Source organism: Aminobacter anthyllidis, assembly GCF_018555685.1.
In the GTDB taxonomy this organism is placed as follows: Bacteria; Pseudomonadota; Alphaproteobacteria; order Rhizobiales; family Rhizobiaceae; genus Aminobacter; species Aminobacter anthyllidis.
In genome coordinates, this window is sequence record NZ_JAFLWW010000015.1 from 19775 (window position 1) to 46040 (window position 26266).

22 protein-coding genes are annotated in these 26266 nt (G+C 64.3%); 12 read left to right on the top strand and 10 right to left on the bottom strand.

The features are described 5' to 3' along the window. Nucleotides 1-18: 18 nt before the first annotated feature. Nucleotides 19-2121: a bifunctional rhamnulose-1-phosphate aldolase/short-chain dehydrogenase gene (locus J1C56_RS30725; RefSeq protein WP_214393708.1), complete on the bottom strand. Its 2103-nt coding sequence runs from the start codon at nucleotides 2119-2121 to the stop codon at nucleotides 19-21. A gap of 187 nt (nucleotides 2122-2308) precedes the next feature. Between J1C56_RS30725 and J1C56_RS30730 the strand changes: the two genes are divergently transcribed. The 7 genes from J1C56_RS30730 (at nucleotide 2309) to J1C56_RS30760 (ending at nucleotide 9452) form a co-directional block, all read left to right on the top strand. Then, nucleotides 2309-3118, top strand: coding sequence for a DeoR/GlpR family DNA-binding transcription regulator (locus tag J1C56_RS30730; RefSeq protein ID WP_214393709.1), 810 nt, complete (start codon nucleotides 2309-2311; stop codon nucleotides 3116-3118). A 54-nt stretch (nucleotides 3119-3172) separates the two neighbouring features. Further along, the gene (gene rhaS, locus J1C56_RS30735; RefSeq protein WP_214393710.1) at nucleotides 3173-4168 is read left to right on the top strand and encodes a rhamnose ABC transporter substrate-binding protein; all 996 of its coding nucleotides are present in this window, start codon (nucleotides 3173-3175) and stop codon (nucleotides 4166-4168) included. A 77-nt stretch (nucleotides 4169-4245) separates the two neighbouring features. Next, a complete protein-coding gene (locus J1C56_RS30740) occupies nucleotides 4246-5787 on the top strand; it encodes a sugar ABC transporter ATP-binding protein (protein WP_214393711.1) in 1542 nt (513 codons plus the stop codon). Further along, nucleotides 5784-6761 carry an ABC transporter permease gene (locus J1C56_RS30745; RefSeq protein ID WP_214393712.1) on the top strand — a complete coding sequence of 326 codons (978 nt, stop codon included), beginning with the start codon at nucleotides 5784-5786 and terminating at the stop codon, nucleotides 6759-6761. Before J1C56_RS30740 ends, J1C56_RS30745 begins: the two co-directional genes overlap by 4 nt. Then, the gene (locus J1C56_RS30750) at nucleotides 6758-7768 is read left to right on the top strand and encodes an ABC transporter permease (RefSeq protein WP_214393713.1); all 1011 of its coding nucleotides are present in this window, start codon (nucleotides 6758-6760) and stop codon (nucleotides 7766-7768) included. The genes J1C56_RS30745 and J1C56_RS30750 overlap by 4 nt, the downstream gene beginning before the upstream one ends. Continuing rightward, a complete protein-coding gene (gene rhaM, locus J1C56_RS30755; RefSeq protein ID WP_214393714.1) occupies nucleotides 7765-8085 on the top strand; it encodes an L-rhamnose mutarotase in 321 nt (106 codons plus the stop codon). Before J1C56_RS30750 ends, rhaM begins: the two co-directional genes overlap by 4 nt. Then, nucleotides 8082-9452: an FGGY-family carbohydrate kinase gene (locus tag J1C56_RS30760; protein WP_214393715.1), complete on the top strand. Its 1371-nt coding sequence runs from the start codon at nucleotides 8082-8084 to the stop codon at nucleotides 9450-9452. The genes rhaM and J1C56_RS30760 overlap by 4 nt, the downstream gene beginning before the upstream one ends. Before the next feature lie 17 nt (nucleotides 9453-9469). Here the strand turns inward: J1C56_RS30760 and J1C56_RS30765 are convergent, their stop codons facing one another. Both J1C56_RS30765 and alr read right to left on the bottom strand, forming a co-directional pair. Continuing rightward, a complete protein-coding gene (locus J1C56_RS30765; RefSeq protein WP_214393716.1) occupies nucleotides 9470-10723 on the bottom strand; it encodes a D-amino acid dehydrogenase in 1254 nt (417 codons plus the stop codon). A 15-nt stretch (nucleotides 10724-10738) separates the two neighbouring features. Then, on the bottom strand, nucleotides 10739-11872 hold the full coding sequence (gene alr, locus J1C56_RS30770) for an alanine racemase (protein WP_214393717.1): 1134 nt from the start codon (nucleotides 11870-11872) through the stop codon (nucleotides 10739-10741). A 130-nt stretch (nucleotides 11873-12002) separates the two neighbouring features. Here alr and J1C56_RS30775 point away from each other — a divergent pair, with 130 nt between their 5' ends. After that, a complete protein-coding gene (locus J1C56_RS30775) occupies nucleotides 12003-12467 on the top strand; it encodes an Lrp/AsnC family transcriptional regulator (RefSeq protein WP_214393718.1) in 465 nt (154 codons plus the stop codon). Between the two features lie 43 nt (nucleotides 12468-12510). Here the strand turns inward: J1C56_RS30775 and J1C56_RS30780 are convergent, their stop codons facing one another. The 3 genes from J1C56_RS30780 to J1C56_RS30790 all read right to left on the bottom strand — a co-directional run bounded on the left by J1C56_RS30780 (nucleotide 12511) and on the right by J1C56_RS30790 (nucleotide 15841). Next, nucleotides 12511-13944, bottom strand: a complete 1434-nt coding sequence (locus tag J1C56_RS30780) for an NAD-dependent succinate-semialdehyde dehydrogenase (protein ID WP_214393719.1) — start codon at nucleotides 13942-13944, stop codon at nucleotides 12511-12513. Nucleotides 13945-14031: 87 nt separating this feature from the next. Further along, complete coding sequence (locus J1C56_RS30785) at nucleotides 14032-15153, bottom strand: NAD(P)/FAD-dependent oxidoreductase (RefSeq protein ID WP_214393720.1); 1122 nt, start codon at nucleotides 15151-15153, stop codon at nucleotides 14032-14034. Between the two features lies 1 nt (nucleotide 15154). Then, nucleotides 15155-15841, bottom strand: coding sequence for a GntR family transcriptional regulator (locus tag J1C56_RS30790; protein WP_214393721.1), 687 nt, complete (start codon nucleotides 15839-15841; stop codon nucleotides 15155-15157). Nucleotides 15842-16132: 291 nt separating this feature from the next. Here J1C56_RS30790 and J1C56_RS30795 point away from each other — a divergent pair, with 291 nt between their 5' ends. Further along, nucleotides 16133-17503 carry an aspartate aminotransferase family protein gene (locus tag J1C56_RS30795; RefSeq protein ID WP_214393722.1) on the top strand — a complete coding sequence of 457 codons (1371 nt, stop codon included), beginning with the start codon at nucleotides 16133-16135 and terminating at the stop codon, nucleotides 17501-17503. A 100-nt stretch (nucleotides 17504-17603) separates the two neighbouring features. Here the strand turns inward: J1C56_RS30795 and J1C56_RS30800 are convergent, their stop codons facing one another. Then, nucleotides 17604-18356 carry an SDR family NAD(P)-dependent oxidoreductase gene (locus J1C56_RS30800; RefSeq protein ID WP_214393723.1) on the bottom strand — a complete coding sequence of 251 codons (753 nt, stop codon included), beginning with the start codon at nucleotides 18354-18356 and terminating at the stop codon, nucleotides 17604-17606. A gap of 154 nt (nucleotides 18357-18510) precedes the next feature. Here J1C56_RS30800 and pcaD point away from each other — a divergent pair, with 154 nt between their 5' ends. Beyond that, nucleotides 18511-19308, top strand: a complete 798-nt coding sequence (gene pcaD / locus J1C56_RS30805; RefSeq protein ID WP_214393724.1) for a 3-oxoadipate enol-lactonase — start codon at nucleotides 18511-18513, stop codon at nucleotides 19306-19308. Nucleotides 19309-19342: 34 nt separating this feature from the next. On the opposite strand, the gene J1C56_RS30810 is transcribed toward pcaD, so the two are convergent. The 3 genes from J1C56_RS30810 to J1C56_RS30820 are packed head-to-tail and all read right to left on the bottom strand — an operon-like array spanning nucleotide 19343 to nucleotide 24616. Then, on the bottom strand, nucleotides 19343-22429 hold the full coding sequence (locus tag J1C56_RS30810; protein ID WP_214393725.1) for an efflux RND transporter permease subunit: 3087 nt from the start codon (nucleotides 22427-22429) through the stop codon (nucleotides 19343-19345). Between the two features lies 1 nt (nucleotide 22430). Continuing rightward, entirely contained in the window at nucleotides 22431-23495 is a 1065-nt protein-coding gene (locus J1C56_RS30815; RefSeq protein WP_214393726.1) for an efflux RND transporter periplasmic adaptor subunit, read from the bottom strand. Continuing rightward, nucleotides 23492-24616 carry an efflux RND transporter periplasmic adaptor subunit gene (locus J1C56_RS30820; RefSeq protein ID WP_214393727.1) on the bottom strand — a complete coding sequence of 375 codons (1125 nt, stop codon included), beginning with the start codon at nucleotides 24614-24616 and terminating at the stop codon, nucleotides 23492-23494. The genes J1C56_RS30815 and J1C56_RS30820 overlap by 4 nt, the downstream gene beginning before the upstream one ends. Nucleotides 24617-24799: 183 nt before the next feature. On the opposite strand from J1C56_RS30820, the gene J1C56_RS30825 reads away from it, so the two are divergent. Together J1C56_RS30825 and tauA are read left to right on the top strand one after the other, a co-directional pair. Next, a complete protein-coding gene (locus tag J1C56_RS30825) occupies nucleotides 24800-25045 on the top strand; it encodes a DUF982 domain-containing protein (RefSeq protein ID WP_214393728.1) in 246 nt (81 codons plus the stop codon). A 185-nt stretch (nucleotides 25046-25230) separates the two neighbouring features. Further along, nucleotides 25231-26244 carry a taurine ABC transporter substrate-binding protein gene (tauA, locus tag J1C56_RS30830; RefSeq protein ID WP_214393729.1) on the top strand — a complete coding sequence of 338 codons (1014 nt, stop codon included), beginning with the start codon at nucleotides 25231-25233 and terminating at the stop codon, nucleotides 26242-26244. Nucleotides 26245-26266 lie beyond the last annotated feature (22 nt).

Here is a 26266-nt window from a genome sequence, read left to right on the forward strand (position 1 = left end):
CTCCCCGTCCCGAACTTGTTATCGCGTAAAACTCTGCGCGTTGCCGGCGTCGACATTGATGATGTTGCCGGTCGATTTGGCCGACATGTCGGAGGCGAAGAAGTAGATCGCCTCGGCAATGTCTTCGGGGAATACCGAGCGCTTCAGCATCGAGCGTGAACGGTAATGCTCCTCCAGTTCGTCGGTCGACATGTTGTAGGCCGCCGCGCGCTGTTCCTTCCACTCGCCGGTCCATATCTTCGAGCCGCGCAAAACAGCATCGGGATTGACGACGTTGACGCGGATCTGCTCGCCCGCCCCTTCCAGCGCGAGGCAGCGCGCGAGATGGATTTCTGCAGCCTTTGCGGTGCAATAGGCCGCCGCATTGGGCGAGGCAGCGAGGCCGTTCTTCGAGGCGACGAAGACGACGTTGCCGCCGATCTTTTGGGTGCGAAACAGCTTGAACGCCTCGCGCGACACAAGGAAATAGCCCGTCGCCAGGATGTCCATGTTCTTGTTCCACAAAGCGAGCGTCGTCTCCTCGATCGGTGCGGAAGACGCGAGGCCGGCATTGGATACCAGTATGTCGATGCCGCCGAACTCGACCGACGTTTGCGTGAAGCCTGATATGACCTGCTCCTCGCTGGTCACGTCGATGCGCACGGGACGCACGAAGTCCTTGCCGAAAGCGCTGGACAGATCCTGCTCCGCCGCTTCGAGCGCCGACTGGTCGATGTCGGCCAGCACCACGCAAGCACCTTCGCGCAGCAACCGTGCCGCCGTCGCCTTGCCGATGCCGCCGGCGCCGCCGGTGACAAGTGCTACGCGGCCGGCCAGTGATTTCGGCTTTGGCATGCGCTGCAGCTTTGCCTCTTCGAGCAGCCAGTATTCGATGTCGAAGGCTTCCTGCTCGGGCAGGCCGACATAGGTCGACACCGTCGAGGCGCCACGCATGACGTTGATGGCGTTGACGTAGAACTCGCCCGAGATGCGGGCCGTCGCCTTGTCCTTGGCAAAGGTGATCATGCCGACGCCTGGCACGAGATAGACGACCGCATTGGGGTCGCGGATGGCGGGCGAGTCGGCGCGCTTGCAGCGCTCGTAATAGGCGGCATAGCCTTTGCGATACTCCTCGACGGCCTCAGTGAGGCCGGCCAGGGTCTTGTCGATGTCGGGCTTAGCCGGATCGAAATCGACCACCAGCGGGCGGATCTTGGTGCGCAGGAAGTGGTCGGGGCAGCTGGTACCGAGCGCGGCCAGGCTTTCGAGCTCGTTCGAGCCGACGAACTCCAGCACCGCGTTCTGGTCGTCGAAATGGCCGATCTTCGGCTCGGAGGCGGAGATCAGGCCGCGGATTGCCGGCATCAGCCTTGCCGCCACAGTGCGCCGTTCGGTTGCCGACAGCGTGGGGCGGGCGACGCCGCCGAAAATCGTCTTGCCGGCGGTGTTCTGCTCGAACCATTCGATGGCGCGGTTGATGATGCGGATGGTGGTTTCGTAGCTGTCCTTGGCCGTGTCGCCCCAGGTGAACAGGCCGTGGCTCTCGAGCACGACGCCCGTGGCATCGGGATTTTCGAGACAGAACTTCTCCAGACACAATCCCAGCTCGTAGCCGGGCTTCTTCCACGGCAGCCAGCCGATCTCGCCGCCAAAGATAGCCCTGGTCAGCTCGCGGCTGTTCTTCGAGGCGGCAATGGCGATGATCGCGTCGGGATGCATGTGGTCGACATGCTTCTTCGGCACATAGGCGTGCAGTGGCGTGTCGATCGAGGCCGCGCGAGGGTTCAGGTTGAACGTGCAATGCGGCAGGTAGCCGACCATCTCATCTTCGAATTCGACGCCGCGATAGATCTGCTTCAGGCCGTTCAGCTTGTCCTGGTAGAGCGTCGAAAAGCCGTCGAGCTTGATCGTGCCGACGTCGCCGCCCGAGCCCTTGACCCACAGCACTTCGACCATGGCACCGGTCAACGGGTCCTTCTCCATCACCTTGGCCGAGGTGTTGCCGCCGCCAAAATTGGTAATGCGCTTGTCGGAGCCAAGCAGATTGGAGCGATAGAGCAGGCGCTGCGGCTCGTTCATGGCGGCTGCTTTCGCGTCATCCCAGAGGTTGGCGAGGCGCGAGCTGGAGCGCGTTTCTGACATGTCGGTTCCTCCCGGTGCACACGAGACCGCGGTGCTGTGATAGGTGTCAAAATCACACGACCCGCCGCGGCGTGTCAATCAGAAACGATCAATATCGATCATGATGCACTGCACAATGAAAATATATGATTGGAAATGATTGACACTGCGCGGTTGCGGTGAGTTAATGACCATGCAGGGAGGAACCATGCACGAAAAAGAGCGCCATCGGATCATTCTGTCCGCCGTCCAGGAAAAGCCTGTGGTGACGGTACAGGAACTGGTCGATCTGACCTCGTCGTCAGAGGCGACGATCCGGCGCGACATCGCAGCTCTCCATGTCCAGAAGCGCCTGCGCCGGGTGCGCGGCGGCGCCGAGGCGATCACCCCGCCGCAGTTCGTCGGCCTTGCCGGCCGTCCCTTCAGCGTCAACGAGACGCTCAACGCCTCCAAGAAGCGGGCCATCGCCCGCGAGGCCGTGGAGCTTTGCAAGGATGGCGAGCCGATCATCATCAATGGCGGCACCACCACCTTCCAGATGGTGCACTTCCTGACCAACCGGCGCATGCCGATCTTCACCAACTCCTTCCCGATTGCCGAGCACCTGCTCAAGCATTCGAAGAACACGGTGATGCTGTCGGGCGGCACGATCTACCGCGAGCAGAACATCATCCTGTCGCCCTTCGACAACGACGTGACGCGCAACTTCTATGCCAGGCGCATGTTCATGGGCGCGCAGGGGCTGGGGCCGCTCGGCCTGATGGAAGGCGACCCGCTGCTGATCCAGGCCGAGCAGAAGCTGATCGACCAGGCTGACGAACTCGTCGTTCTGGTCGACTCCTCGAAGTTCAAGCAGCGATCGAGCCTGATCCTGTGCGGGCTGGCGCGGATCGCCACCGTCATCACCGACGAGGGCATCGAGGACCGTGAGGCCACCATGCTGGAGAACGCCGGCGTGACGCTGGTCGTCGCCAAAAGCCAGGTGAGGAATACCGAGGAATCTTCGCTGCAGGCATGAGGGATGGCCTCGCGCCGCAGTGCTGATGGAATGCAACGCTCTAGGGAGGAAACGATGAGCATTCTGAGGAAACTGATGGTTGCCGCAGCACTGTCGGCCGCCATGTTCGCAACTGCCGCGCATGCCGAAAACGTCAAGATCGCCCTGGTGGTGAAGTCGCTCGGCAACGGCTTCTTCGATGCCGCCAACAAGGGCGCGCAAGAGGCGGCCAAGGAACTCGGCGATGTCGAGGTGATCTATACCGGCCCGACCAAGGCAACCGCCGAAGCCCAGATCGAAGTGGTCAACGCGCTGATCGCCCAGAAGGTCAACGCCATCGCCATCTCGGCCAATGACGCCGACGCGCTGGTGCCGGCTCTCAAGAAGGCGATGGAACGCGGTATCACCGTCATCTCCTGGGATTCGGGCGTTGCTCCCGAAGGCCGTCAGATGCATCTCAACCCGTCCGACACCAACCTGATCGGCGAAACCATCGTCAAGCTCGCCGCCGACTACCTGCCCGAAGGCGGCGACGTCGCCATCCTGTCGGCATCCTCGACCGCGACCAACCAGAACGCCTGGATCGAAGCGGCCAAGAAGGCGCTGCCGGAGAAGTTCCCCAAGATCAACCTCGTCGCCACCGTCTATGGCGATGACGATTCGGCCAAGAGCACCGACGAGGCCAAGGGCCTGCTCAAGTCCTACCCCAACCTCAAGGCGATCATCGCGCCGACCACCGTTGGCGTCGTCGCCGCCGCCCAGGTCGTCACCGACGAGAACCTGATCGGCAAGGTCAATGTCACCGGTCTTGCGCTGCCGTCCGAGTTCAAGAAGTTCATCGACAACGGGGCCTCGCAGGCCGTTGCCTTGTGGAACCCGATCGACCTCGGCTACTCCGCCGTCTACCTCGCCCATGATCTGGCGGTGAAGAAAATGGAAGCCAAGCCGGGTGCGAAGCTGCCGATCGGCCGCGTCGGTGAAGTCACGCTCGACGACACCAACTCGGCGCCGATGGCTGCACCCTTCACCTTCGACAAGACAAACATCGAAGAGTTCTCGAAGATCTACTGATCCCGCAAATCCGCGGCCGGCGGGGCTATGGTCCCGCCGCGCCTTCCACCAGACCTGCCACAGGGCCTGAGACGGATATGGACACGAAAGCCCAGACAATCGAGACGCCCATGCGCGAGCATCCTGCCATGCCGCGAATGACGCTCGCCGGCATCACCAAGACCTTCCCGGGCGTGCGTGCGCTGCACAATGTCGGCCTGTCGCTCTATCCCGGCCAGGTGACCGCGCTGATCGGCGAAAACGGTGCCGGCAAGTCGACGCTGGTCAAGATCCTGACCGGCATCTACCGGCCCGACGCCGGCACGATCACGGTCGATGGCAGGCAGGTTTCGCTGACCAGCGCGCATGACGCCTTCGAACAGGGCATCACCGCGATCCACCAGGAAACGGTGCTGTTCGACGATCTGTCTGTGGCGGAGAACATCTTCCTCGGCCATGCGCCGCGTACGCACTTCGGCACCATCGACTGGCGCACCATGCGCAGTCGGGCAACCGAAGTGCTGAAAGTCATGGGTGCTGCCCATATCGATCCCGATGCGCGGCTCAAGGATCTCGGCATCGCCAACAAGCATCTCGTGGCTGTTGCCCGCGCCATGTCGATCGACGCACAGATCGTCATCATGGACGAGCCGACCGCAGCCCTTTCGGCCAAGGAAATCGAGGACCTGTTCGAACTGATCGAACTGCTCAAGCGCGACGGCAAGGCGATCCTGTTCATCAGCCACAAGTTTGATGAGATCTACCGCATCGCCGAGCGCTACACCGTCTTCCGCGACGGCGAGATGGTAGGCGAGGGGCTGCTTGCGGATGCCAGTCAAAACGAGATCGTCAAGATGATGGTCGGCCGCGCCGTCGATCATATCTTCCCCGAGCGCCACCCGCAGATCGGAGCACCGGTGCTGAGCGTTTCGGACCTGTCGCATCCGACAGAATTCGACGGCATCAGCTTCGAGCTGCACAAGGGCGAGATCCTCGGCTTCTACGGTCTTGTCGGCGCTGGCCGCAGCGAACTCATGCACGCGATCTTTGGCATCACCAGGACGAGCCGGGGCACTATGAGGCTGGACGGAGCGCCGGTCACGCCGCGTTCCGCAGCGGAAGCCATCGAAGCAGGTGTCGTCTACGTTCCGGAAGAACGCGGCAAGCAGGGCGTCGTCATCGGCATGCCGATCTTCAAGAACGTCTCGTTGCCGTCGCTCAAGCGCACCTCGAAGTCGGGCGTACTGCAGTTGCAGGAAGAATTCGGTCTGGCGCGCAAATACACCGAGCGGCTTGATTTGCGTGCATCCTCGCTCAGCCAGGATGTCGGCACCTTGTCGGGCGGCAACCAGCAGAAGGTGGTCATCGCCAAGTGGCTCGCCACCGATCCCAAGGTGATCATACTCGACGAGCCGACCAAGGGCATCGACATCGGCTCCAAGGCCGCCGTGCATGCCTTCATGGCCGAGCTGGTGGCGCAAGGGCTTTCGGTAATCATGGTGTCGTCCGAACTGCCCGAGATTCTCGGCATGTCCGACCGGGTCGTGGTCATGCGCGAAGGCCGCATTGCGGCGGTCTACGACAACAACGGGCTCGACGCCGTGACGCTGGTGCAGACGGCCGCGGGGATCGCCGCATGAAGACGCTGCTGAAACATCGCGAAATCTGGCTGCTCGCCGCGATCGCCGCCCTCGTTGCGCTGATCTCCGTGCGCTTCCCCGGCTTTGCCCGCCCCGGCAATCTGGCGACGGTGTTCAACGACACCTCGATCCTGATGATCCTGGCGCTCGGGCAGATGGTGGTCATCCTGACCCGCTCGATCGACCTTTCCATGGCCTCGAACCTCGCTTTCACCGGCATGGTGGTGGCGATGATCAATGCGGCGTTCCCGGCGTTTCCCATCCCGCTGCTGATGCTGGTCGCCATCGGTGTCGGCCTGCTGCTCGGCGCGCTCAACGGCCTGCTGGTCTGGAAGCTCGGCATCCCCTCGATCGTCGTCTCGCTGGGAACGCTGACAATCTACCGCGGCGCCACCTTCCTGATTTCAGGCGGTGCCTGGGTCAATGCAGACCAGATGAGCCCGGCCTTCGTCGGCCTGCAGCGCTTGCAGTTGCTCGGCGTGCCGGTGCTGTCGTGGATCGCAATCGTCGTCATCGTCCTGTTCTTCATACTGCTGACCAGGACCTCGGTCGGCCGTTCATTCTATGCCATCGGGGTCAATCCGACGGCCTCGGTCTATGCCGGCATTGATGTCGGCCGCACCAAGTTCCTCGCCTTCTGCATTTCGGGCGCGGTCGCCGGCCTGTGCGGTTATCTCTGGATCTCGCGCTACGTCATCGCCTCTGTCGAGGTCGCCAACGGCTACGAGCTCAACATCATCGCGGCATGTGTCATCGGCGGCATCTCGATCGCCGGCGGCATCGGTTCGGTCGCGGGTGCGGTGCTCGGCGCATTGTTTCTCGGCATCATCTCGACGGCACTTCCCGTCATCAACGTCTCGCCCTTCTGGCAGATGGCGATCTCGGGCAGCGCCATCCTGCTTGCCGTGGTGCTCAACGCACGCGGCGAGCGCAAGCAGGGCCGTATCATCCTGAGGAAGGCGGAAGCGGCATGAGCGCGACCGACACCACACCCACGCCACGGCGCATTCCCGACCGGCTCGACAAGCCGCTGCGTTCGGCGATCTTTTCGTGGGAGGCGTTGCTGGTCGCTGTGGCGGTTGCGATCTTCATCGTCAACAGCTTTGCCTCGCCCTACTTCCTTGATGTCTGGTCGCTCTCCGACCTGACCTTCAACTTCACCGAAAAAGGCCTGATCGCGCTCGCCATGGCGCTGCTCATCATATCAGGCGAGATCGACTTGTCGGTCGCCGCCATCATCGCGCTCGCCTCGACGCTGATGGGCATGGCGGCACAGGTGGGTGTCGATACGCCAGGCCTCGTGCTGATCGGCATTGGTGTCGGGCTCGCCTGCGGCGCGTTCAACGGCTTGCTGGTCACCGGTCTTGGCCTGCCGTCGATCGTCGTCACCATCGGCACGATGAGCCTGTTTCGCGGCATCGCCTTCATCATCCTCGGCGACCAGGCCTACAAAGGCTATCCCGCCTCATTCGCCTTCTTCGGCCAAGGTTATGTCTGGTGGGTCGTATCGTTCGAACTGGCGCTGTTTGGATTCGCAGCCGTCGTCTACTGGTTCGTCCTGCACCGGACGAGCTTTGGCCGCCGCATCTTTGCTATCGGCAACAATCCCGTTGCGGCGCAGTTTTCCGGCGTGCGGGTCGGGCGCATCAAGTTCATCCTGTTTTGCCTCACCGGGCTGATGTCGGGCATCGCGGCGGTGCTGATCACCTCGCGCCTCGGCTCGACGCGTCCGTCGATCGCGCAAGGCTATGAGCTTGAGGTCATCACCATGGTGGTGCTCGGCGGTGTCAGCATCCTCGGTGGTGCCGGCAGCATCTTGGGTGTGGTGCTGGCAGCGCTCATCATGGGTTTGGTCACCTTCGGCCTGGGGCTGCTCAACGTGCCGGGCATCGTCATGTCGATCTTCATCGGCCTGCTGCTGATCATGGTCATCGCGCTGCCGATCCTGTGGGACCGCTTTGGCAGGAGGCGTCTGGCATGAGCGCTGAGAAATACGCCTTCAAGATGCAGCTCAATCCTGGCATGAAGGCCGAGTACATCAGGCGCCATGACGAGATCTGGCCCGAGCTGGTGACGCTGCTGAGGGACGCTGGCGTTTCCGACTATTCGATCCATCTCGACGAGCAGACCAACACGCTATTCGGCGTCTTGTGGCGCCGTGCGGACCACACGATGGAGGCGCTGCCGGACCATCCTGTCATGAAGCGCTGGTGGGCGCATATGGCCGACATCATGGCGACCAATGCGAACAACGAGCCGGTCTCCGTGCCGCTTCAAACCGTCTTCCATATGAAATGACCACGCCGCGAACCGTCGCCGTCATCGACATCGGCAAGACCAACGCCAAGGCGGCGCTTGTCGACCTCGAAACGCTATCGGAAGTCGCCGTCCGCAAGACGCCCAATCGTCCGCTGGCCGACGGCCTCTACCGTCACCACGACGTCGAGGCGATCTGGGTCTTCATCCTCGAAAGTCTCACGGCGTTTGGCCGGGAAAGGCAGGTCGACGCCATTTCGGTGACGACCCATGGCGCTACATCAGTGCTGCTGGATGCCGAAGGCAGGCTCGCGCTGCCGGCGCTCGACTACGAGGATGGCGGGCCCGACACGGTGCGGGCGCAATACGACGCTGTGCGCCCGGGCTTCGAAGAGACCGGCTCGCCGCCCTTGCCGCTGGGCCTCAACCTCGGTGCCCAGCTTCATTGGCAAAGCCAGGCCTTTCCCGATGCTTTTGCCCGGGTCGCTACGATCCTGACCTATCCACAATACTGGAGCTGGCGGTTGACCGGCGTCGTGGCAAGCGAGGTGACGTCGCTCGGCTGCCACACCGACCTGTGGAACCCGCGGGCCGGTGACTTCTCTTCGCTGGTCGATCGCATGGGCTGGCGCAAGCTGTTTCCGCCGCTGCTTCCGCCCAGCGCGAGATTGGGCAGCCTCCGCCCCAAAATTGCGGCGCGCACGGGCCTAGATCCGGCAACGCCTGCGCACAATGGCATCCACGATTCCAACGCCTCGCTGCTGCCGCATCTGCTCAAGCGACAGGCGCCCTTCGCCGTCGTCTCGACCGGCACATGGGTCGTCTCGATGGCGGTCGGCGGCCACAAGGTGACGCTCGATCCGGCCCGCGACACGCTGATCAATGTCAACGGACTTGGCGATCCGGTCTGTTCCGCACGCTTCATGGGCGGCCGCGAGTTCGAGCTTTTGACAGCGAACACTGATGGCAGGTGGGACGACGACGTGGTGGGCGCCGTGCTGGCGCAGGGGATCATGCTGCTGCCGTCGCTACAGCAGGGATCAGGGCCGTTCCCGGCCGCGGTCGCGCGGTGGGTCGGCGAGCCGTCTCAGTCCGAACGCTACGTCGCCGCCGCCTTCTATCTCGCCCTGATGACCGCGACCTGCCTTGATCTCATCGGAGCACAGGGGCCAATCGTGGTGGAAGGGCCGTTCGCCGCAAACAGGCTCTATTGCGACATGCTGGAGGCCGCGGCCGGCCGGCACGTCCTGCCGCAGGCCGGCCAGGCCACCGGCACCAGCATCGGCGCCGCGTTGTTGGCCGGCGGGGCCTCCGGCGTGCCCCAGGTCGAAGACGCCGGCGCAGCCGAGTTGCCGCGGGAATGGCGTGCCTATGCGAATGCCTGGCGGGCGTCAGCCGGTGCCGGCTGACGCCCGCCGGATGTACCTCAGGCGTAGCGCGACAGCGCGAGATCCGAGACGTCGATCTCGGGGCGGACGCCGCCGATCATGTCGGCCAGCACGCGGCCCGAGCCACAGGCCATGGTCCAGCCCAGCGTGCCGTGACCGGTGTTGAGATAGAAATTGTCGAACTTGGTGCGCCCGATGACGGGCGTACCGTCAGGTGTCATCGGCCGCAAGCCGCTCCAGAAGGTGGCGCGGCTCTGGTCGGCAGCGCCGCCGAACAGATCCTCGACCGAGAACTGAAGTGTTGCCTTGCGCGACGCCGACAGGTCGGTGTTGAAGCCGGCGATCTCGGCCATGCCGCCGACGCGGATGCGGTCGCCGAGGCGGGTGATGGCGATCTTGTAGGTGTCGTCCATGATGGTCGACACCGGCGCCTTGCTTTCATCGACGATCGGCACGGTGATCGAGTAGCCCTTGACCGGATAGACCGGCACCCTAAGACCAAGGGGCTTGACGAAGGACGGCGTGAAGCTGCCGAGCGCGCCGACGAACATGTCGGCCTCGACCTCGCCTTCGGAGGTGCGGACGGCGACGATACGCTTGCCTTCCTGGCGCAGGCTTTCCAGCTTCACATTGTAGCGGAACTCGACGCCGAGGCCTTCGGCGAGCTTGGCCAGTTCGTTGGTGAACTTGAAGCAGTCGCCGGTCTCGTCATTGGGCAGGCGCAGGCCGCCGGCGATCTTTTCGCGCACTGGTGCCAGGCCCGGCTCGGCGCCGACGCAGCCGGCGGGATCGAGCACCTCGTAGGGCACGCCGTCGCTCTGCAGCACCTCGATGTCCTTGGCCATGCCGTCGAGCTGCTTCTGGTAGCGGAACAGCTGCAGCGTGCCCTGGGTGCGGTGGTCGTACTGGATGCCGGTGTCGTCGCGCAGGGCGATCAGCTGGTCGCGGCTGTATTCGGCGAGGCGCACCATGCGGCTCTTGTTCAGCGCATAGCGTGCCGAGGTGCAGTTGCGCAGCATCGCCGTCACCCAGCGCCAGGTCGACACGTCGAGCATCGGCTGGATGATCAGTGGCGCGTGCTTCATGAAAAGCCACTTCATCGCCTTCTGCGGAATGCCTGGCGCCGCCCAGGGCGAGGCGTAGCCGGGCGAAATCTCGCCGGCATTGGCGAAGCTGGTTTCCAGTGCCGGACCGGCCTGGCGGTCGAGCACGGTCACCTTGTGACCCTGCTTCGCCAGGTAGTAGGCGGAGGTGACGCCGATGACACCGGCACCGAGAATGACTATGCGCATGATTGCCCCTGTGGTTTAGCGCGCTGCCGGGCTGAGATAGCGGCGTCTGTAGCGCCGACCCAGGCTGGTCAGGATTTCGTAGGAAATGGTGCCGGCATCCGATGCGATCATCTCCAGCGTCTGGTGCGGGCCGATCAGCTCGACCATGTCGCCGAGCTTCAGTGTTCCAGCCGGCAAGGCTGTGACGTCGAGGATGATGCTGTCCATCGACACGCGGCCGACGATCGGCAGGCGCACATTGCCAAGATAGGCAGCGCCGGCATTGCTGAGATGGCGCGGCAGGCCGTCGGCGTAGCCGGCGGCGATGGTGGCGAGCCGCATCTCCGACTTGGCGACGAAGCTTGCGCCATAGCCGACCTCGGCGCCCGCCTGCACTGTGCGGGTCTGGACAACGCCGACTTCGAGCCGCACGACCTGGCGCATCGGATTGTCGCTGCCAGCCAGCGGCGCACCGCCGTAGAGCGCGATGCCGGGGCGCGCCACGTCGCCGCGAAAGTCGTCGCCGAGGAAGATGCCGGCCGAATTGGCGAAGGACAGCTTGGCGTCAGGAAGACGAGCGCGCACCGCCCGCATGCGTTCGAGCTGGCGGGCGTTGGCGCCATGCGCCGGCTCGTCGCCACAGGCGAGATGGCTCATCACGATGTCGATGTGGACGCCGTCGAGCCTGTGGGGTTCGGCCAGCAGCGTCTCCAGTTCCTGCGGTTCGAGGCCAAGCCGCGACATGCCGGTGTCGGCCTGGAGCGCTGCTGGCAGAATAGCGCCGCGCGACTTGGCCGTCGCCGACCAATTGGCGACCTGTTCGAGCGAGTTCAGCACCGGCACCACGCCAAGGTCGGCGCAGTCTGCCTCGCTGCCCGGCATCAGGCCGTTGAGAACCAGGATGCGGGCGTCGGCTGGCAAATGTGGCTTCAGCCTGACAGCCTCGATGAAATGGGCGACGAAGAAATCGCGGCAGCCGGCGGCGTAGAGCGCGGGCGCGACCTCGGCCACGCCGAGCCCATAGGCATCCGCCTTGACCACGGCGGCGGTCCTCTCAGGCGCGTTGCGCTGGCTCAGCTGCCGGTAGTTCGCCACCAGCGCGCCGAGATCGATGGTCAGCACGCCGCAAGCCGCACGGCCCTCGATGTCGCTTTGCACGTCCGTTGTCATGTCGGAAACTGTCCTCGCCTTGACCGGAAGAATACCGCAATGATCGGCGAAAATCTTGCCAATGTGATGACGATCGTGCGAACTGGAGGCCATTGGTGAAATTTTCGGCGTCTTTTTGAAAGGAACTGCGATGCCCTCTCTGGACGCGATCGACCGCGGCATCATCCGGGCGTTGCGCGCCAATGCGCGCGTCAGCAATGCCAGCCTGGCAGCCGAGGTTGGCCTGTCGCCGTCGGCGTGCCTCAGGCGGGTGCAGATCCTGGAACAGGAGGGCGTTATCCGCGGCTACACCGCGATTATCGGCAATGCCGCTTCCGACGAGGGCATCGCCGTCATCGTCCAGATCACGCTCGAGCGGCAGACCGAGGAGTATTTCAACCGCTTCGAGCTTGCGGTGCGGCGCTACCCCGAGATCAAGGAGTGCTATTTGATGACCGGCGACTCCGACTATTTCCTGCGCGTCGAGGTGGCCAGCGCCGGCGATTTCGAGCGCGTGCACAAGGAAATCCTGTCGGCGCTGCCGGGTCTCGCCCGCATCCATTCGAGTTTTTCGATCCGCAACATCCTGCAGTCGAAGCGGCCGAAGACGTCTTGAAGAAAAGCCGGCGCCCAGATGATGCGCCGGCTTCGTTGTGGGGTCAGTTGGCTGACTGTGTCACGAACTTGGTGACCAGATAGGCTTCGAGCGCTTCCGTGCCGCCTTCCGAGCCATAGCCGCTGTCCTTGACGCCGCCGAACGGCGTTTCCGGCAGGGCAAGACCAAGATGGTTGATCGTCAGCATGCCGGTTTCGATCTCGGCGCTGAGGTCGGTCACCGTCTTGTTCGATTTGGTGAAGGCATAGGCCGCAAGCCCGTAGGGCAGGCGGTTGGCCTCGGTCACCACGTCCTCGAACGTCTTGAACGGCATCACCAGCGCCACCGGGCCGAACGGTTCCTCGTTCATGATGCGCATGTCGGTGCGCACGCCCGACAGCACCGTCGGCTCGAAATACGAGCCCTTGTTGCCGATGCGCTTGCCGCCGGTCTCGAGCTTGGCACCGTCGGCCACCGCCTCGTTGATCAGCTTCTCGACGGCTTCCAGCCGGCGTTCATTGACCAGCGGACCCATGCGGCTGCTTGCCTCCAGGCCGTCGCCGACCTTCACGCCCTTGGCATGCTCGACGAACTTGCCGAGGAAGCGGTCGTAGGAGCCTTCCTGGATCAGGAAGCGCGTCGGCGACACGCAGACCTGGCCGCCATTGCGGAACTTCGACGCGGCGAGCGTCGTTGCCGCTGCGTCGATGTCGGCGTCGTCGAACACCATCGCTGGCGCATGGCCGCCAAGCTCCATCGTCGCGCGCTTCATGTGGGTGCCGGCGAGTGCCGCCAGATGCTTGCCGACCGGCACCGAGCCGGTGAACGACACCTTGCGGATGACGGGGTGCGGCATGAGGTAGCCGGAGATCTCAGGCGGGTTGCCATAGACGAGATTGAGCACGCCGTCGGGCAGGCCGGCATCCTTGAACACGTCGGCGAGGCAGGCCGGCGACGCGGGCGTTTCCTCCGGCGGCTTGACGATGATCGAGCAACCGGTGGCAAGGGCGGCGCCGATCTTGCGCGCCGCCTGCGAAATCGGGAAGTTCCACGGCGTGAATGCCGCCACCGGGCCAACCGGCTCCTTGACGACGATCTGCTGGATGCCGGGCGCGCGGGCCGGAATGACGCGGCCATAGGTGCGGCGGCCTTCCTCGGCGAACCAGTCGAACAGGTCGGCCGAGGAGAGGACTTCCATCTTGGCTTCGCCGACCGGCTTGCCCTGTTCCTGCGTCAAGAGCGCGGCGATCGCATCGGCGCGTTCGCGCAGAAGGTCGGCGGCGCGGCGCAGCACCTTGGAGCGCTCGTAGGGCGAAACCTTGCGCCAGACCTTGAAGCCGCGGTTGGCGGCGGCGAGCGCCCGGTCGAGGTCGCCCTTGCCGGCTGAAGCGACCTTGCCGATCACCTCGTTGGTTGCGGGATTGTAGACGTCGATGGTCTTGCCGCCTTCGGCAGCGGTCCATTTGCCATCGATGAACAGTTTCACTTCGGGGTACATTGGGTGTCCTTGCTGGGTCGGTCGTAAACGGGTGAGGGCGGTGGTCAGCGTTGTCGCCGAATGGTCCGGCGCGCCGGAACTGTCGAGCTACACATAGGTCTGGCGAAGCCTCCGCGCCACAAGCTCGGCGATCGCCAGCGACGAAGTCAGCCCCGGGCTTTCGATGCCGAACAGGTTGACGAGGTTGTCGACCCCATGGGTTTCCGGACCCTGGACGACGAAGTCGGCCGCCGGCTCACCGGGTCCGGAGAGCTTGGGACGGATACCGCTATAGGTCGGGCTCAGGCCGCCGTAGGCGAGGTCGGGCCAGTATTTGCGGATCTCGCCATAGAAATGGTCGGCGCGGCGCGGATCGACAGTGTAGTCCTTTTCTTCGATCCATTCGACGTCCGGGCCAAAGCGCATGCCGCCATTGAGGTCGAGTGTCAGGTGCACTCCGAGCCCGCCCGGCTCCGGCACCGGGTAAATCAGCCTGGAAAAGGCCGGCCTGCCGGTAACCGAGAAATAGTTGCCGCGCGCCAGGCGAAGTTTTGGCACGAACTGTTGATCGAGCCTTTCAAGTCTGCCGGCCAGTGCGCTGGCGCCCAGCCCGGCAGCATTGACGAAGTGGCGGCTGGCGATCTCGTAGTCGCTGCCGGTGCTGCGATCATGTGTGTGCAGCACGAACCGATCGTCCTCGATCCGCCCCGAAATGATCTCGGTGTTGAGGCTGAGATAAGCGCCTTGCTCCTCGGCCTCGCCGAGCAGCGACAGCATCAGCGCATGGCTGTCGACGATGCCGGTCGAGGGCGACAGCACCGCCGCCACGCACTTCAGCGAGGGTTCCATCGCTTGCGCTTCGTCGGCGCTCAGCATGATCAGGTCGTCGACACCGCAAGCCTTGGCCTTTTCGATGATGCCTTTCAGCGTTGGCACCTGCTCGGGCAGCGTCGCCACGATCAGCTTGCCGCAACGCTTGTGCGGAATGTTGCGCTCGTCGGCATAGGCGTAGAGTTTGTCACGTCCGGCGACGCACAGCGCGGCCTTCAGGCTGCCTCGGGGATAATAGATGCCGGCGTGGATCACTTCGGAGTTGCGCGAGCTGGTCTCGGTGCCGATGGCGTCTGCCGCCTCGACGACGATCGTTTCCATACCGAGCCGGCTAAGCTCGCGCGCCACGGCAAGGCCAATGACGCCGGCGCCGGCGACGATGCAGTCGACCGTGTCCATGTCAGACAGAGCTCCCGGCCGGCTTCAGTGCTGCCAACTGGTCGATGATGACCGAGCTTGCGCCCCTGATGTCGTCGACGATGGCGCGTTCGGCCCTGTCGGCATCGCGGGCTTCGATGGCGGCCAGGATGACGTGGTGATGGTCGATCATCGCCCGGCCGCCATGCTGGTAGGACGCCGCGATCATCGGCCCCATCTGCAGCCACAGCCGGTTGAGGATGCCGCGCAGCACCGTCATGCATGCGATCTCGGCCAGCGCGAAGTGGAAGGTCTGGTTGAGCTCAAGCGCTGACGCCCAGTCTTCACCTGATATCGCATGCTCGTTTTGTGCGATGAGGCCGCGCAGCCGCGCAATGTCCCTGGCCTCGGCCTTGAGCGCCGCCTCGCGCGCGGCAAGGCCCTCCAGCTTCATCCTGATCTGGCGGATCTCGAGATAGCGTTCCAGCGTCATGACGGGCACGCGCACCTCGCGCGCCGATTTCTGCACCAGCGCCTCGTCCTGGATCAGTCTGAGGATGGCATCGCGCACAGGCGTCACCGATGTGCCCAGCGACTGCGCCAGATCGCGGATGGTCAGCCGCGCGTCGGGCGCGAAGCGCCCCTTGATCAGCGCATCCGACAGCTGGCCGTAAACAATCTCGCCGAGATTGTCGTGCTCAACCATCTGCAAGGCGAAACCTTCGGTCATCGGTTCCCTTCGTTCATCGGCGCGTTGTCCGCTCTCGCCTGGTGGCGGCGCCATGGCATGCCGCTTGGTTTCAAGCCGCCGCGTGCCCCTTTGTCGGTACTGGGCATGTGCAGCGCTCTGGCCTTATCTGGCCTGCCCCTGCCGCCCCTCTGGCCCTTGACATTGGTCCACATGAAAAACATGATGCATCAAACAACAATTTACGGATTTTGCAAGCGGTCGCTGACTGCCACCGCAAGATCGACGTCATCGTCGCCCTGCCGGCGACGCTCCATCCAGTGAGGAACGACCATGGACAGCCAGCCGAATTCGCCCGAGGCGCGCGACAAGAAATTCCACATGCACGCCTACACCAACGCCCGCCGCCACCAGGAGGTCGGGCCGCTGATCATCGAAAAGGGCGATGGCATCTATGTCGAAGACATCTCGGGCAAGCGCTACATTGAGGCGATGGCCGGTCTGTGGAGCGTCGGCGTCGGCTTCTCCGAGCAGCGCCTCGTCGATGCGGCGACGAAGCAGATGGCCAAGCTGCCCTACTACCACAGCTTCACCCACAAGGGTCACTCGCCGCTGATCGACCTTGCCGAGAAGCTGGTCACCATGGCGCCGGTGCCGATGAGCAAGGCGTTCTTCACCAATTCCGGATCCGAGGCCAACGACACGGCCATGAAGATGATCTGGTTCCGCTCCAACGCCCTAGGTCAGCCCCAGCGCAAGAAGATCATCTCGCGCAAGCGCGCCTATCACGGCGTCACCATCGCCTCGGCCAGCCTCACCGGCCTGCCCAACAACCATCTGTCCTTCGACCTGCCGATCGCCAACGTGCTGCACACCTCGTCGCCACACCATTGGCGCGAGGCGCTGCCTGGCGAGACCGAGCAGCAGTTCTCGACCCGCCTCGCCGACGATCTGGAAAAGCTGATCCTGGCTGAAGGCCCCGAGACCATCGCTGCCATGTTCGGCGAGCCGGTCATGGGTGCTGGCGGCGTCGTCGTGCCGCCGGCCGGCTACTGGGAAAAGATCCAGGCGGTGCTCAGGAAGTACGACATCCTGCTCGTCGCCGATGAAGTCATCTGCGGCTTCGGCCGCACCGGCAACATGTTCGGCTCAGAGACCTACGCCATGCAGCCCGACATCATGGTCATGTCGAAGCAGATCTCGTCGTCCTACCTGCCGATCTCGGCGCTGATGATCAACGACAAGGTGTTCGAGCCGATCGCCGACGAAAGCAACCGCATCGGCACCTTCGGCCATGGCTTCACCGCCGGCGGCCATCCCGTCGCCGCCGCCGTGGCGCTCGAAAACCTCAAGATCATCGAGGAGCGCAACCTTGTCGCCAATGCCCGCGAAGTCGGCGCCCACATGCAGAAGCGCCTGGCGAAAATCGCCTCGCACGACCTCGTCGGCGAGGTCCGCGGCGTTGCCCTCATCGGCGCCATGGAACTGGTCACCGACAAGGCGACCAAGGCGCCTTGGGGTTCGGTCGGCGCGCTCGGCGGTCTCGTCAACGGCATCCTGCAGCAGAACGGCATCATCTCCCGCAACATGGGCGACGCGCTCGCCTTCTGCCCGCCGCTGATCATCAACGACAAGCAGGTCGACGACATCTTCGACGCCGTCGAAAAGTCGCTCGACGAGGCGGCGAAGCAGGTCAAGGCCTGATCTCGTCGCGTCTGACCAAACAAAAAGCCCGCCATCTGGCGGGCTTTTTCGTTTTTGGGGGCGTCATGTCTTCCCCCATGGGGAAAGGTGGAGAAAGCACTCAAACGTGCTGGCCGCCATTGATGTGGATTTCGGAGCCGGTGACGTACGACGCCTGGCTGGAGCACAGGAAATAGATGATGTCGGCGACTTCCGATGTCAGGCCGAGGCGACGCAGCGGGATCGTCTCGACGATCTTGTCGGTGCCGGGCGACAGGATGGCGGTGTCGATCTCGCCGGGTGCAATCGCGTTGACGCGGATGCCATGCGGGCCGAAATCGGCTGACATCTCGCGCGTCAGGGCGCCGAGTGCCGCTTTCGACGTGGCATAGGCTGTACCGGCGAAGGGGTGGACACGGGTGCCGGCGATCGAAGTGACGTTGACCACCGAGCCCTTGGCCGCCGCCAGTTCCTTGAACAGGCCGCGCGCCAGCATGATCGGTGCCAGGAAATTGACCTGGAACACGTCGCGCCAGACATGCATCGGCGTGTCGATCGAGTTCATGCGGCCGCCGCCCTTGTGCTTGGGCGAGATGCCGGCATTGTTGACCAGCGCATGCAGCAGGCCGCCTTCCTTTTCCAGCCGCTGGCGGATTTCGGACACGGCGCTGCCGACATCGCCCTGGTCGGCAAGGTCGACCTTGATGTGATCATCGGGACCTGCGGGCCACGGGCAGTCGTCGGAGAACGCCTGGCGCGAGCAGGTGATGACGCGCCAGCCCTCGCGCGAAAAGCGCTTCACCGTCGCATGGCCGATGCCGCGGCTGGCTCCGGTCAAAACGATCGTCTTTCGCCCTTCGGTGGTTTCGGCCATCACATCCTCATTTCAAGCTTACAGCGTATGTAGCGAATGCATCTCGCCATTGCGAGGGGGCGCGGCTCTCAGCCGCCTCGCGGCTTGACCGCGCCGGCCCGACGGGCGACTTCTAGGCTCCCATGTCCATGACCTCGCCACGAGGAGACTTCAAGTGCAGTTCACCAAAATTGGCGGCATCACGCTGCATCACCAGCTGATCGGCGGGCCCGCCAACAAGCCGGTCTTCGTCTTCGTCAATTCGCTCGGCACCGATTTCCGCATCTGGCGCGACGTCATCGTGCGCCTTGCCGGCGACTTTCCGATCGTCACCTATGACAAGCGCGGGCACGGGCTCTCCGATGTCGGCACCGCGCCGTATCAGATGGCCGACCACATCGGCGACCTCGAAGGCCTGCTCGACCATCTCAACGTCAAGGACGCCATCATCTGCGGCCTCTCGGTCGGCGGGATGATCGCCCAGGGCCTCTACGCCAGGCGGCCAGACCTGGTGCGCGCCCTTGTGCTCTGCGATACCGCCCACAAGATCGGCACCAACGACAGCTGGAACACGCGCATCGCCGCCGTCGAGAAAAATGGCATCGCCTCCATCGTCGACACCGTGCTGAAGCTGTGGTTCACGCCCGAGTTCCACGAGCAGCGCAAGGATGACCTCACCGGCTACCGCAACATGCTGACGCGCCAGCCCGTTGCCGGCTACATAGGCACCTGCGCCGCCTTGCGCGATGCCGATTACACCGACGCGGCGAAGGCAATCGCTGTGCCCACGCTCTGCGTCGTCGGCGACCACGACGGCTCGACGCCGCCGGCGCTGGTTCGCGCGCTGGCCGATCTCATCCCAGGCTCACGTTTCAAGATCATCGATGGCGCCGGCCATATCCCTTGCGTCGAAAAGCCGGAGGAGCTCACCGCTCTCATCAAGCGCTTCGTCACTCAGTTGCCGCCGCGGTGAGCCACGGCAACGGTACTTGCGCCGCCGGCCGCGTCTACGCCGCCGGCAGCTCCATCGCCTCGGTCGTGGCGTTGCCGCTTTCATCAGGCTCCTTGAGCCTGAACCATGCGACGTAGAGCGCTGGCAAAAACAGCAGCGTGATCGCCGTGCCGGCCAGGATGCCGCCCATCATCGCATAGGCCATCGGCGCCCAGAATACCTCGCGCGCGATCGGGATCAGCGCCAGGCTGGCGGCGGCGGCCGTCAGCGCGATCGGCCGCATGCGGTGCTCGGAGGCTTCGATGACCGCATGCCATCTGTCGGTGCCCGTGGCGATCAGTTCCTCGATCTGCACGATCAGGATCACCGAGTTGCGGATCAGGATGCCGACCAGCGCCAACACGCCGAGCAGCGCCACGAAGCCGAGCGGCTGTCCGGTCGGCACCAGGGCTGCCACCACGCCGATCAGGCCCAACGGCGCCACAGCCACGACCAGGAACAGCCGCTGGAAGCTCTGCAGCTGGATCATCAGCACCGTTGCCATGATGAACAGCATCAGCGGTACCACCGCGATGATCGGACCCTGGCTGTTGGCACTTTCTTCGACCGAACCGCCGGTAACGACGGTGTAGCCGGCCGGCAGCTTGGCGGCGAAGGCGTCGACGGTCGGCTTGAGCTCCGCCACCACGGTGTCGGGCAGTGCGCTGCCGACCAGCCCTGCCTTGACGGTGATCGTCGGCATCCGGCTGCGCCGCCAGATCGTCGGCTGTTCGATCTCGTAGCGGAAGTCGGCGACCGTCGCCAGCGGGATGGATTCGCCGTTGCCGGTCGGGATCTGCAGGTTGCGCAGCGTCTCGATCGAGCCGCGCTCGGCGTCCTGTGCCCGCACCACGACATTGATCAGATAGGTCGCGTCGCGCACCTGGGTGATCGCCACACCGCCAACGACGCTGTTCATCGCGCTGGCGATATCCTCGGAGGTGATACCGAGCTGGCGCGCCTTGTCCTGCAAGACATCGACCTTGAGCACCCGCTCCGGCTCGTTCCAGTCGAAGCCAGGCGCCTGCAGCTTCGGGTTGGACGAAATCTCGGTTGCCAGCTGCTGCGACAGCGACCGCACCGTCTGCACGTCGGGGCCGCTGACGCGATACTGCACGGGCCGGCCGACAGGCGGGCCGAGCTCCAGCGTCTTGACGAAGGCGTCGGTGCCGACAAATTGCTCGCGCAGGATCTTCTCGATCGCCGGCTGCACCCGGTGCCGCGCCTCGAGATCCTTGGTCACGATGACGGTCTGGCCGAAATAAGGGTTGGCCGGCTGCACGTCGTAGGCCAGAACGAAACGCACCGCGCCCTGGCCGATATAGGAACTCCAGTGGTCGACATCGGCATTGCCCTTCAGCGCCACCTCCTCGAACCGCTCGATCTGTGCGCGGGTCTCGGCGATCGAGCTGTTCTGCGGCAGGTTCCAGTCGACGATCAGCTCGGGCCTGTCGGAGGGCGGGAAGAACTGCTGCTGCACGAAGGTCAGGCCAAACACCGACAGCGCAAACAAGACGACTGTGGCGATGATGGTGAGCCAGTGGCGGCGTACCGCCAGGTTGAGGAGGCGCGAGAAGCCCGCGGCGAACCGGCCCGGCCGCTCGTCGTGCTTCTTCATCGTCGCCGGCAAGAGCGTCACGCCGAGCAGCGGTGCAAACAGCACCGCAACGATCCACGACAGCAAGAGCGAAACGGCGATGACCACGAACAGCGTGTAGGTGTATTCGCCGGCCTGGCTGCTGTTCAGCCCGATGGGAATGAAGCCAGCCACCGTCACCAGCGTTCCCGTCAGCATCGGAAACGCCGTCGAAGTGTAGACATAGGTCGCGGCACTTCTGAGTGAATCGCCGACCTCCAGGCGCGCCACCATCATCTCGACGGCAATCATCGCATCGTCGACCAGAAGCCCGAGCGCGATGATCAGGGCACCGAGTGAAATGCGCTGCAGCGAGATGCCCATATAGGCCATGACCAGGAAGGTGATCGCCAGCACCAGCGGGATCGACAGCGCAACGACGAAGCCGGCGCGCATGCCTAGGCTGATGAAGGACACGGCAAGCACGATGGCGACGGCCTCGAACAGCGCGCGTGTGAAGCCCGACACCGCCTCCTCGACGATGACAGGCTGGTCGGCGACCTGGTGCACGCCGACGCCGATCGGCAGCTCGCCGGTCACCTCGTGCATCAGTTCCTTCAGCGCCTCGCCGAATTCCAGCAGGTTGGCGTTCGGCTTCATGCCGATGGCCAGCCCGATCGCCGGCTCGCCATTGACCCTAAACAGCGATGTCGGCGGATCGACATAGCCACGGCTGATGGTGGCGACATCGCTTAGCCGGAAGAAGCGGTCGTTGACCCTGAGATTGATCGCCTTGAGGCTTTCTTCCGAGGTGAACTGGCCACCGACGCGCACCGCGATGCGCTCCGGTCCGGCCTGGATGACGCCTGATGGCGCAATCGCGTTCTGCGCCTGCAGGGAGGCGACGACGGCCTGCTGGTTGAGGCCCAGGGCCGCGATCTGGCGGGTCGAGAATTCAAGGTAGATGACCTCGTCCTGCGCGCCGATCAGTTCCACCTTGCCGGCATTCGCAATGGTCAGGATGCGGGTACGCACCGTCTCGACATAGTCGCGCAGCTGGCGCATCGACAGCCCGTCCGAGGTGAAGGCATAGACATTGCCGAACACGTCGCCGAAGCGGTCGTTGAAGAACGGCCCCTGCACCCCTTGCGGGAAGTTCGGCCTGAGGTCGTTGACCATGTTGCGGACCTGCACCCAGGTCGGGGCCACGTCGCGCGCCTTGGTCGTCGGCTTGAGGTTGACGAAGATGATCGTCTGGCCGGCAGTGGTCACGCTGCGGCTGAAGTCGAGGCTTTCCAGCTCCTCGAGCTTCTTTTCGATGCGGTCGGTCACCTGCCGGGTCGTTTCCTCGACCGAGGCGCCCGGCCAGTTGGCCTGCACCAGCATGGTCTTGATGGTGAAGCTCGGGTCTTCCTCGCGGCCGAGATTGAGATAGGCGAAAACGCCGGCGACCGTGAAGATCAGCATGAAGTACCAGACCATCGAACGGTGGTTCAGCGCCCAGTCGGAAAGATTGAAACCCTTCACGCTACGCCCCCTCTGGTATTCTGACCTTCTGGCCTTCGGCGAGACTGTGCACTCCGGCTGTCACCACCCGTGTCCCGGCCTTCAAACCGTCCACGGTGAAGCTTTCGCCAGCCTTTGCCTCCACCTCCACGCCCTGCATGCTGACCGTCGACGCTGTTGGATCGACCACCCAGACGAAGCTCTTGCCGTCCTTTTCCAGCAATGCCGATAGTGGCAGGTCGATGGTCTCGCTCGCCGACGACACCCTGGTCGCCGTCACTGTCGAACCAAGCCGGAATGATGTCGGCGGCTCTGCAAGGGCCAGCCTTACCCGGCGCGTGCGCGTTGCCGCGTCGGCCTGCGGCGCGATCTCGCGGACACGCCCCTTGGTGCGCAGCGACGGCAGCGTCTGCAACGCCACCTCGAACTCGTCGCCGTCCTTGAGCTCGATCGCCATCTGGTCGGGCACATCGACGACGGCCTCGCGCGCATCCGAGCGTGCCACCGTCACCACCATCTGCCCCGGCGAGACCGTCTGGCCGACCTCCGCGCCGGTGGCCGTGACGATGCCGTCGAAATCGGAAAACAGCCTGGCATAGCCGAGCTGCTCTTCCGACTTGGCCAGTGCCGCGCGCGCCCGTTCGACGTTGGCTGCCGCGGAATCCAGAGATTGCTTGGCGGAATCGTAGACCGCCTGCGAGGTGTTGGATTCGGAGAGCAAGGTGCGCTGCCGTTCTTCGCTTGCGGCGGCGTTGGCGAACTGCGCCTCGGCGGTCGACAGGTCGGCGCGCGCCGCTTGCGATGCAAGCTCGAGCGCCAGTGGATCGATCGCGGCAAGCGTGGTGCCCTTGGTCACCACGTCGCCGACGCCGACGTCGCGCGCCACCAGCCGTCCGAGCAGGCGAAAGGCGAGATCGGCGGAGAATTCAGGCTGGATCGTGCCGGCAAAACCTTGCGCGGTCTGCCCGCGCGGCTCGACGACCGTCGACAGCACCGGCCGGATAACCTCCTCTGGTGCCTGTTTTTCCTCGCTGCAGCCGGCCAAGGCCAGCCCGGCCATCATGGCAAGAGGCGCAAACGGTTTCATGGCGCAACCTCCACCACCTGGCCGGGGCTCAACAGTTGCCCGCCCTGGGCAACGACCGCCTGTCCGACCTCGAGCCCCTTGGCGACCACCACCACGCCCGAAGCGAAAGCCTGTACTTCGATCGGCACCATGGCCACAGCCTTCGTCGCCGGGTCGATTGTCCATACCGCCGGCTTGCCAGCGTCCGACATCAGGGCCTGCCACGGCAGCACGATGGCCGGTTCCGGCTTCGACACGATGGTGCCGGTGATTGCCGCCCCCAGCGGCATTTCCACTGGTGTATCCGGCACTGCCACCCTGACGCGGATCGATCCCGAGGCGGGGTCGACCGCCGGCGAGACCTCGCGAACCTGGCCTGCCGCCTTGATCCTGGGGTCGGAGATCAGCGCGATCTTCACCGTCGGTGCTACCGGGTTCCGCGCCACCAGGGCCTCGTCGACGTTGAACACGGCGTCGCGGTCGCCATCCTCGGCAACGGTGAAGACTGTCTGTGCCGCCTGCACCACCTGGCCGACCTCGATGGCTCGCGCCGTCACCACCCCGTCGGCGCTGGCCTTGAGATCGGTGTAGGTCAGCCGGTCCTGGGCATTGGCGAGCTGGCTCTGCGCTGATTCCACACCGCTTTGGGCGACGCGTTGCGCCTGGTCGGCAAGGTCATAGTCGCGGCGCGTCGTAAAACCCTGGGCGAGCAGCGTCTTCTGGCGGTCGAAGGCTGCCGATGCCTGTCTTTGCTGCGCCTGGGCGGCATAAAGGCTTGCCTGCGCTGCCCTGACGTCCGACTGCTGCTCCTGCGGATCGAGCCGGGCCAGCACCTCGCCCTTTGTCACGCGCTGGCCGATGTCGACGCTGCGTTCGGCGACCCGGCCGCCGACCTGGAACGACAAATTGTTCAGGGTGCGCGCGGCTATGACGCCGGTCAGCGACGTGGCGGGCGCGAATTCGGACAGTTTCACCTCGACGGAACGAACCATGATGGGCTGCCGCTGCGCCGCCTCCTGCTTCTGGCAGGCGGCAACGGGCCACAGCAGGCCAAGGGCGAGAACAAAGCGGGCGGGATTGAAACGGGCGTGTGCCGGTGATCTGTCTGGCATGCCAGCCGTGATCGGGTTCGTGGAATACATGACATCCCCCAAATCGCTTCGCCCCCACGCTACGACGGAGATTGCGATCCGGCAACGCCTAGTCGATTCTTGGCAGCGCAGCGTCTGCAGCCTGGCGTTCTAGGAAGGTTGCACGGAGGCCTACGCTCAGGGAACCTGAGCTATTCCCAAGCGTTGTTGGACGCATCAATCGCGGAGGACGCCATGGATCGCTTGCTCTTCGACAACCCCGTTACGGTTCGCATCGGTTCGGAAAGCACCCAGCGCGAGGTGACGACAGTCAAGGGCGCCTATGAAGCGCTTGTCGACTGGCCGCACGCCAAGCGCAGCGGCCCGCTCTACCGCGAGGCGGTGGAAACCGTCTCTGCGGCGCTTGCCGGTACCCGCACGCGCGAGGCGGCCAAGCGGGCTTTTGTCGCCGCGGCCGACGAGATCGGCATCAGGGTCTGACCCATCGCCAGGTTCGCTGCCGTGACCGTTTGTTCACGTGGCGAACGGTCCGGCCCTTGTTGCGGGCGAAATCGGGCAGGACATTTCTCCGACGAACAGGTTTGCCGGAATAAATTAACTCTACAGAGTTTGTAGAATTAAACATTCTGAATGGGCATCGTCATTCAACCCCAAGGGGGAAGCCCATGTCAGTCTTCACGCGCCGTGCCTTGCTCGCCACCGTTGCCGCCCTGTCGCTTGCGCCTTCAGTCGGTGCGGTCCAGGCCGAGGACCTCAAGATCACCATCGGCTACCAGACGGTTGTCGAGCCTTCGAAGGTGCCGCAAGCCGACGGTGCCTATGAGGCTGCCACCAAGGCCAGCATCGACTGGCGCAAGTTCGATTCCGGCGCCGACGTCATCGCAGCCATCGCCTCCGGTGCCGTCGACATCGGTTATGTCGGGTCGAGCCCGCTGGCAGCGGCCGCCAGCCGCGAACTGCCGATCGAAACCATCTTCGTCGTCGGCCTGATCGGCGAATCCGAAGCGCTCGTCGCCCGCAATGGTGCCGGCATCGAGAAAGCGGCCGACCTCGCCGGCAAAAAGGTCGCCGTGCCCTTCGTTTCGACTACCCATTACAGCTTGCTCGCGGCCCTCAAGCACAATGGCGTCGATCCCAAGTCGGTCGAGATCCTCAATCTGCGCCCCCCGGAGATCGCGGCTGCCTGGCAGCGCGGCGACATCGACGCGGCCTATGTCTGGGATCCAGCACTTGGCCAGATCAAGACCTCCGGCAAGGTCGTGCTCGACTCGGCCAAGGTCGCCGAATGGGGCGCGCCGACCTTCGACGCCTGGATCGTCCGTACCGACTTCGCCGCGAAGAACCCGGCCGCCGTGCGCGACTTCGTCAAGGTCACGGGCGCTGCCTATGCCGAGTTCCTCGCCAAGCCGGAAGCCTGGGGCAAGGGCTCGCCGCAGGCCGACAAGATCGCCCGCCTCACCGGCGCCAAGGTCGAGGACGTGCCGGCGCTGCTCAAGGGCTATGTCTTCCCGACGCTGGAAGATCAGGCGTCAGCCAAGTTCCTCGGCGGAGACACCGTCAAGGCGGTGGCCGCGACCTCGGCCTTCCTCAAGGAGCAGGGCAAGATCGACGCCGTCCAGCCGGACTATTCGAAATATGTGACGTCGAAATACGTCACCGAGGCGCTCGCCTCCAACTGAGGCGCAAGCGACCCGCGACCTC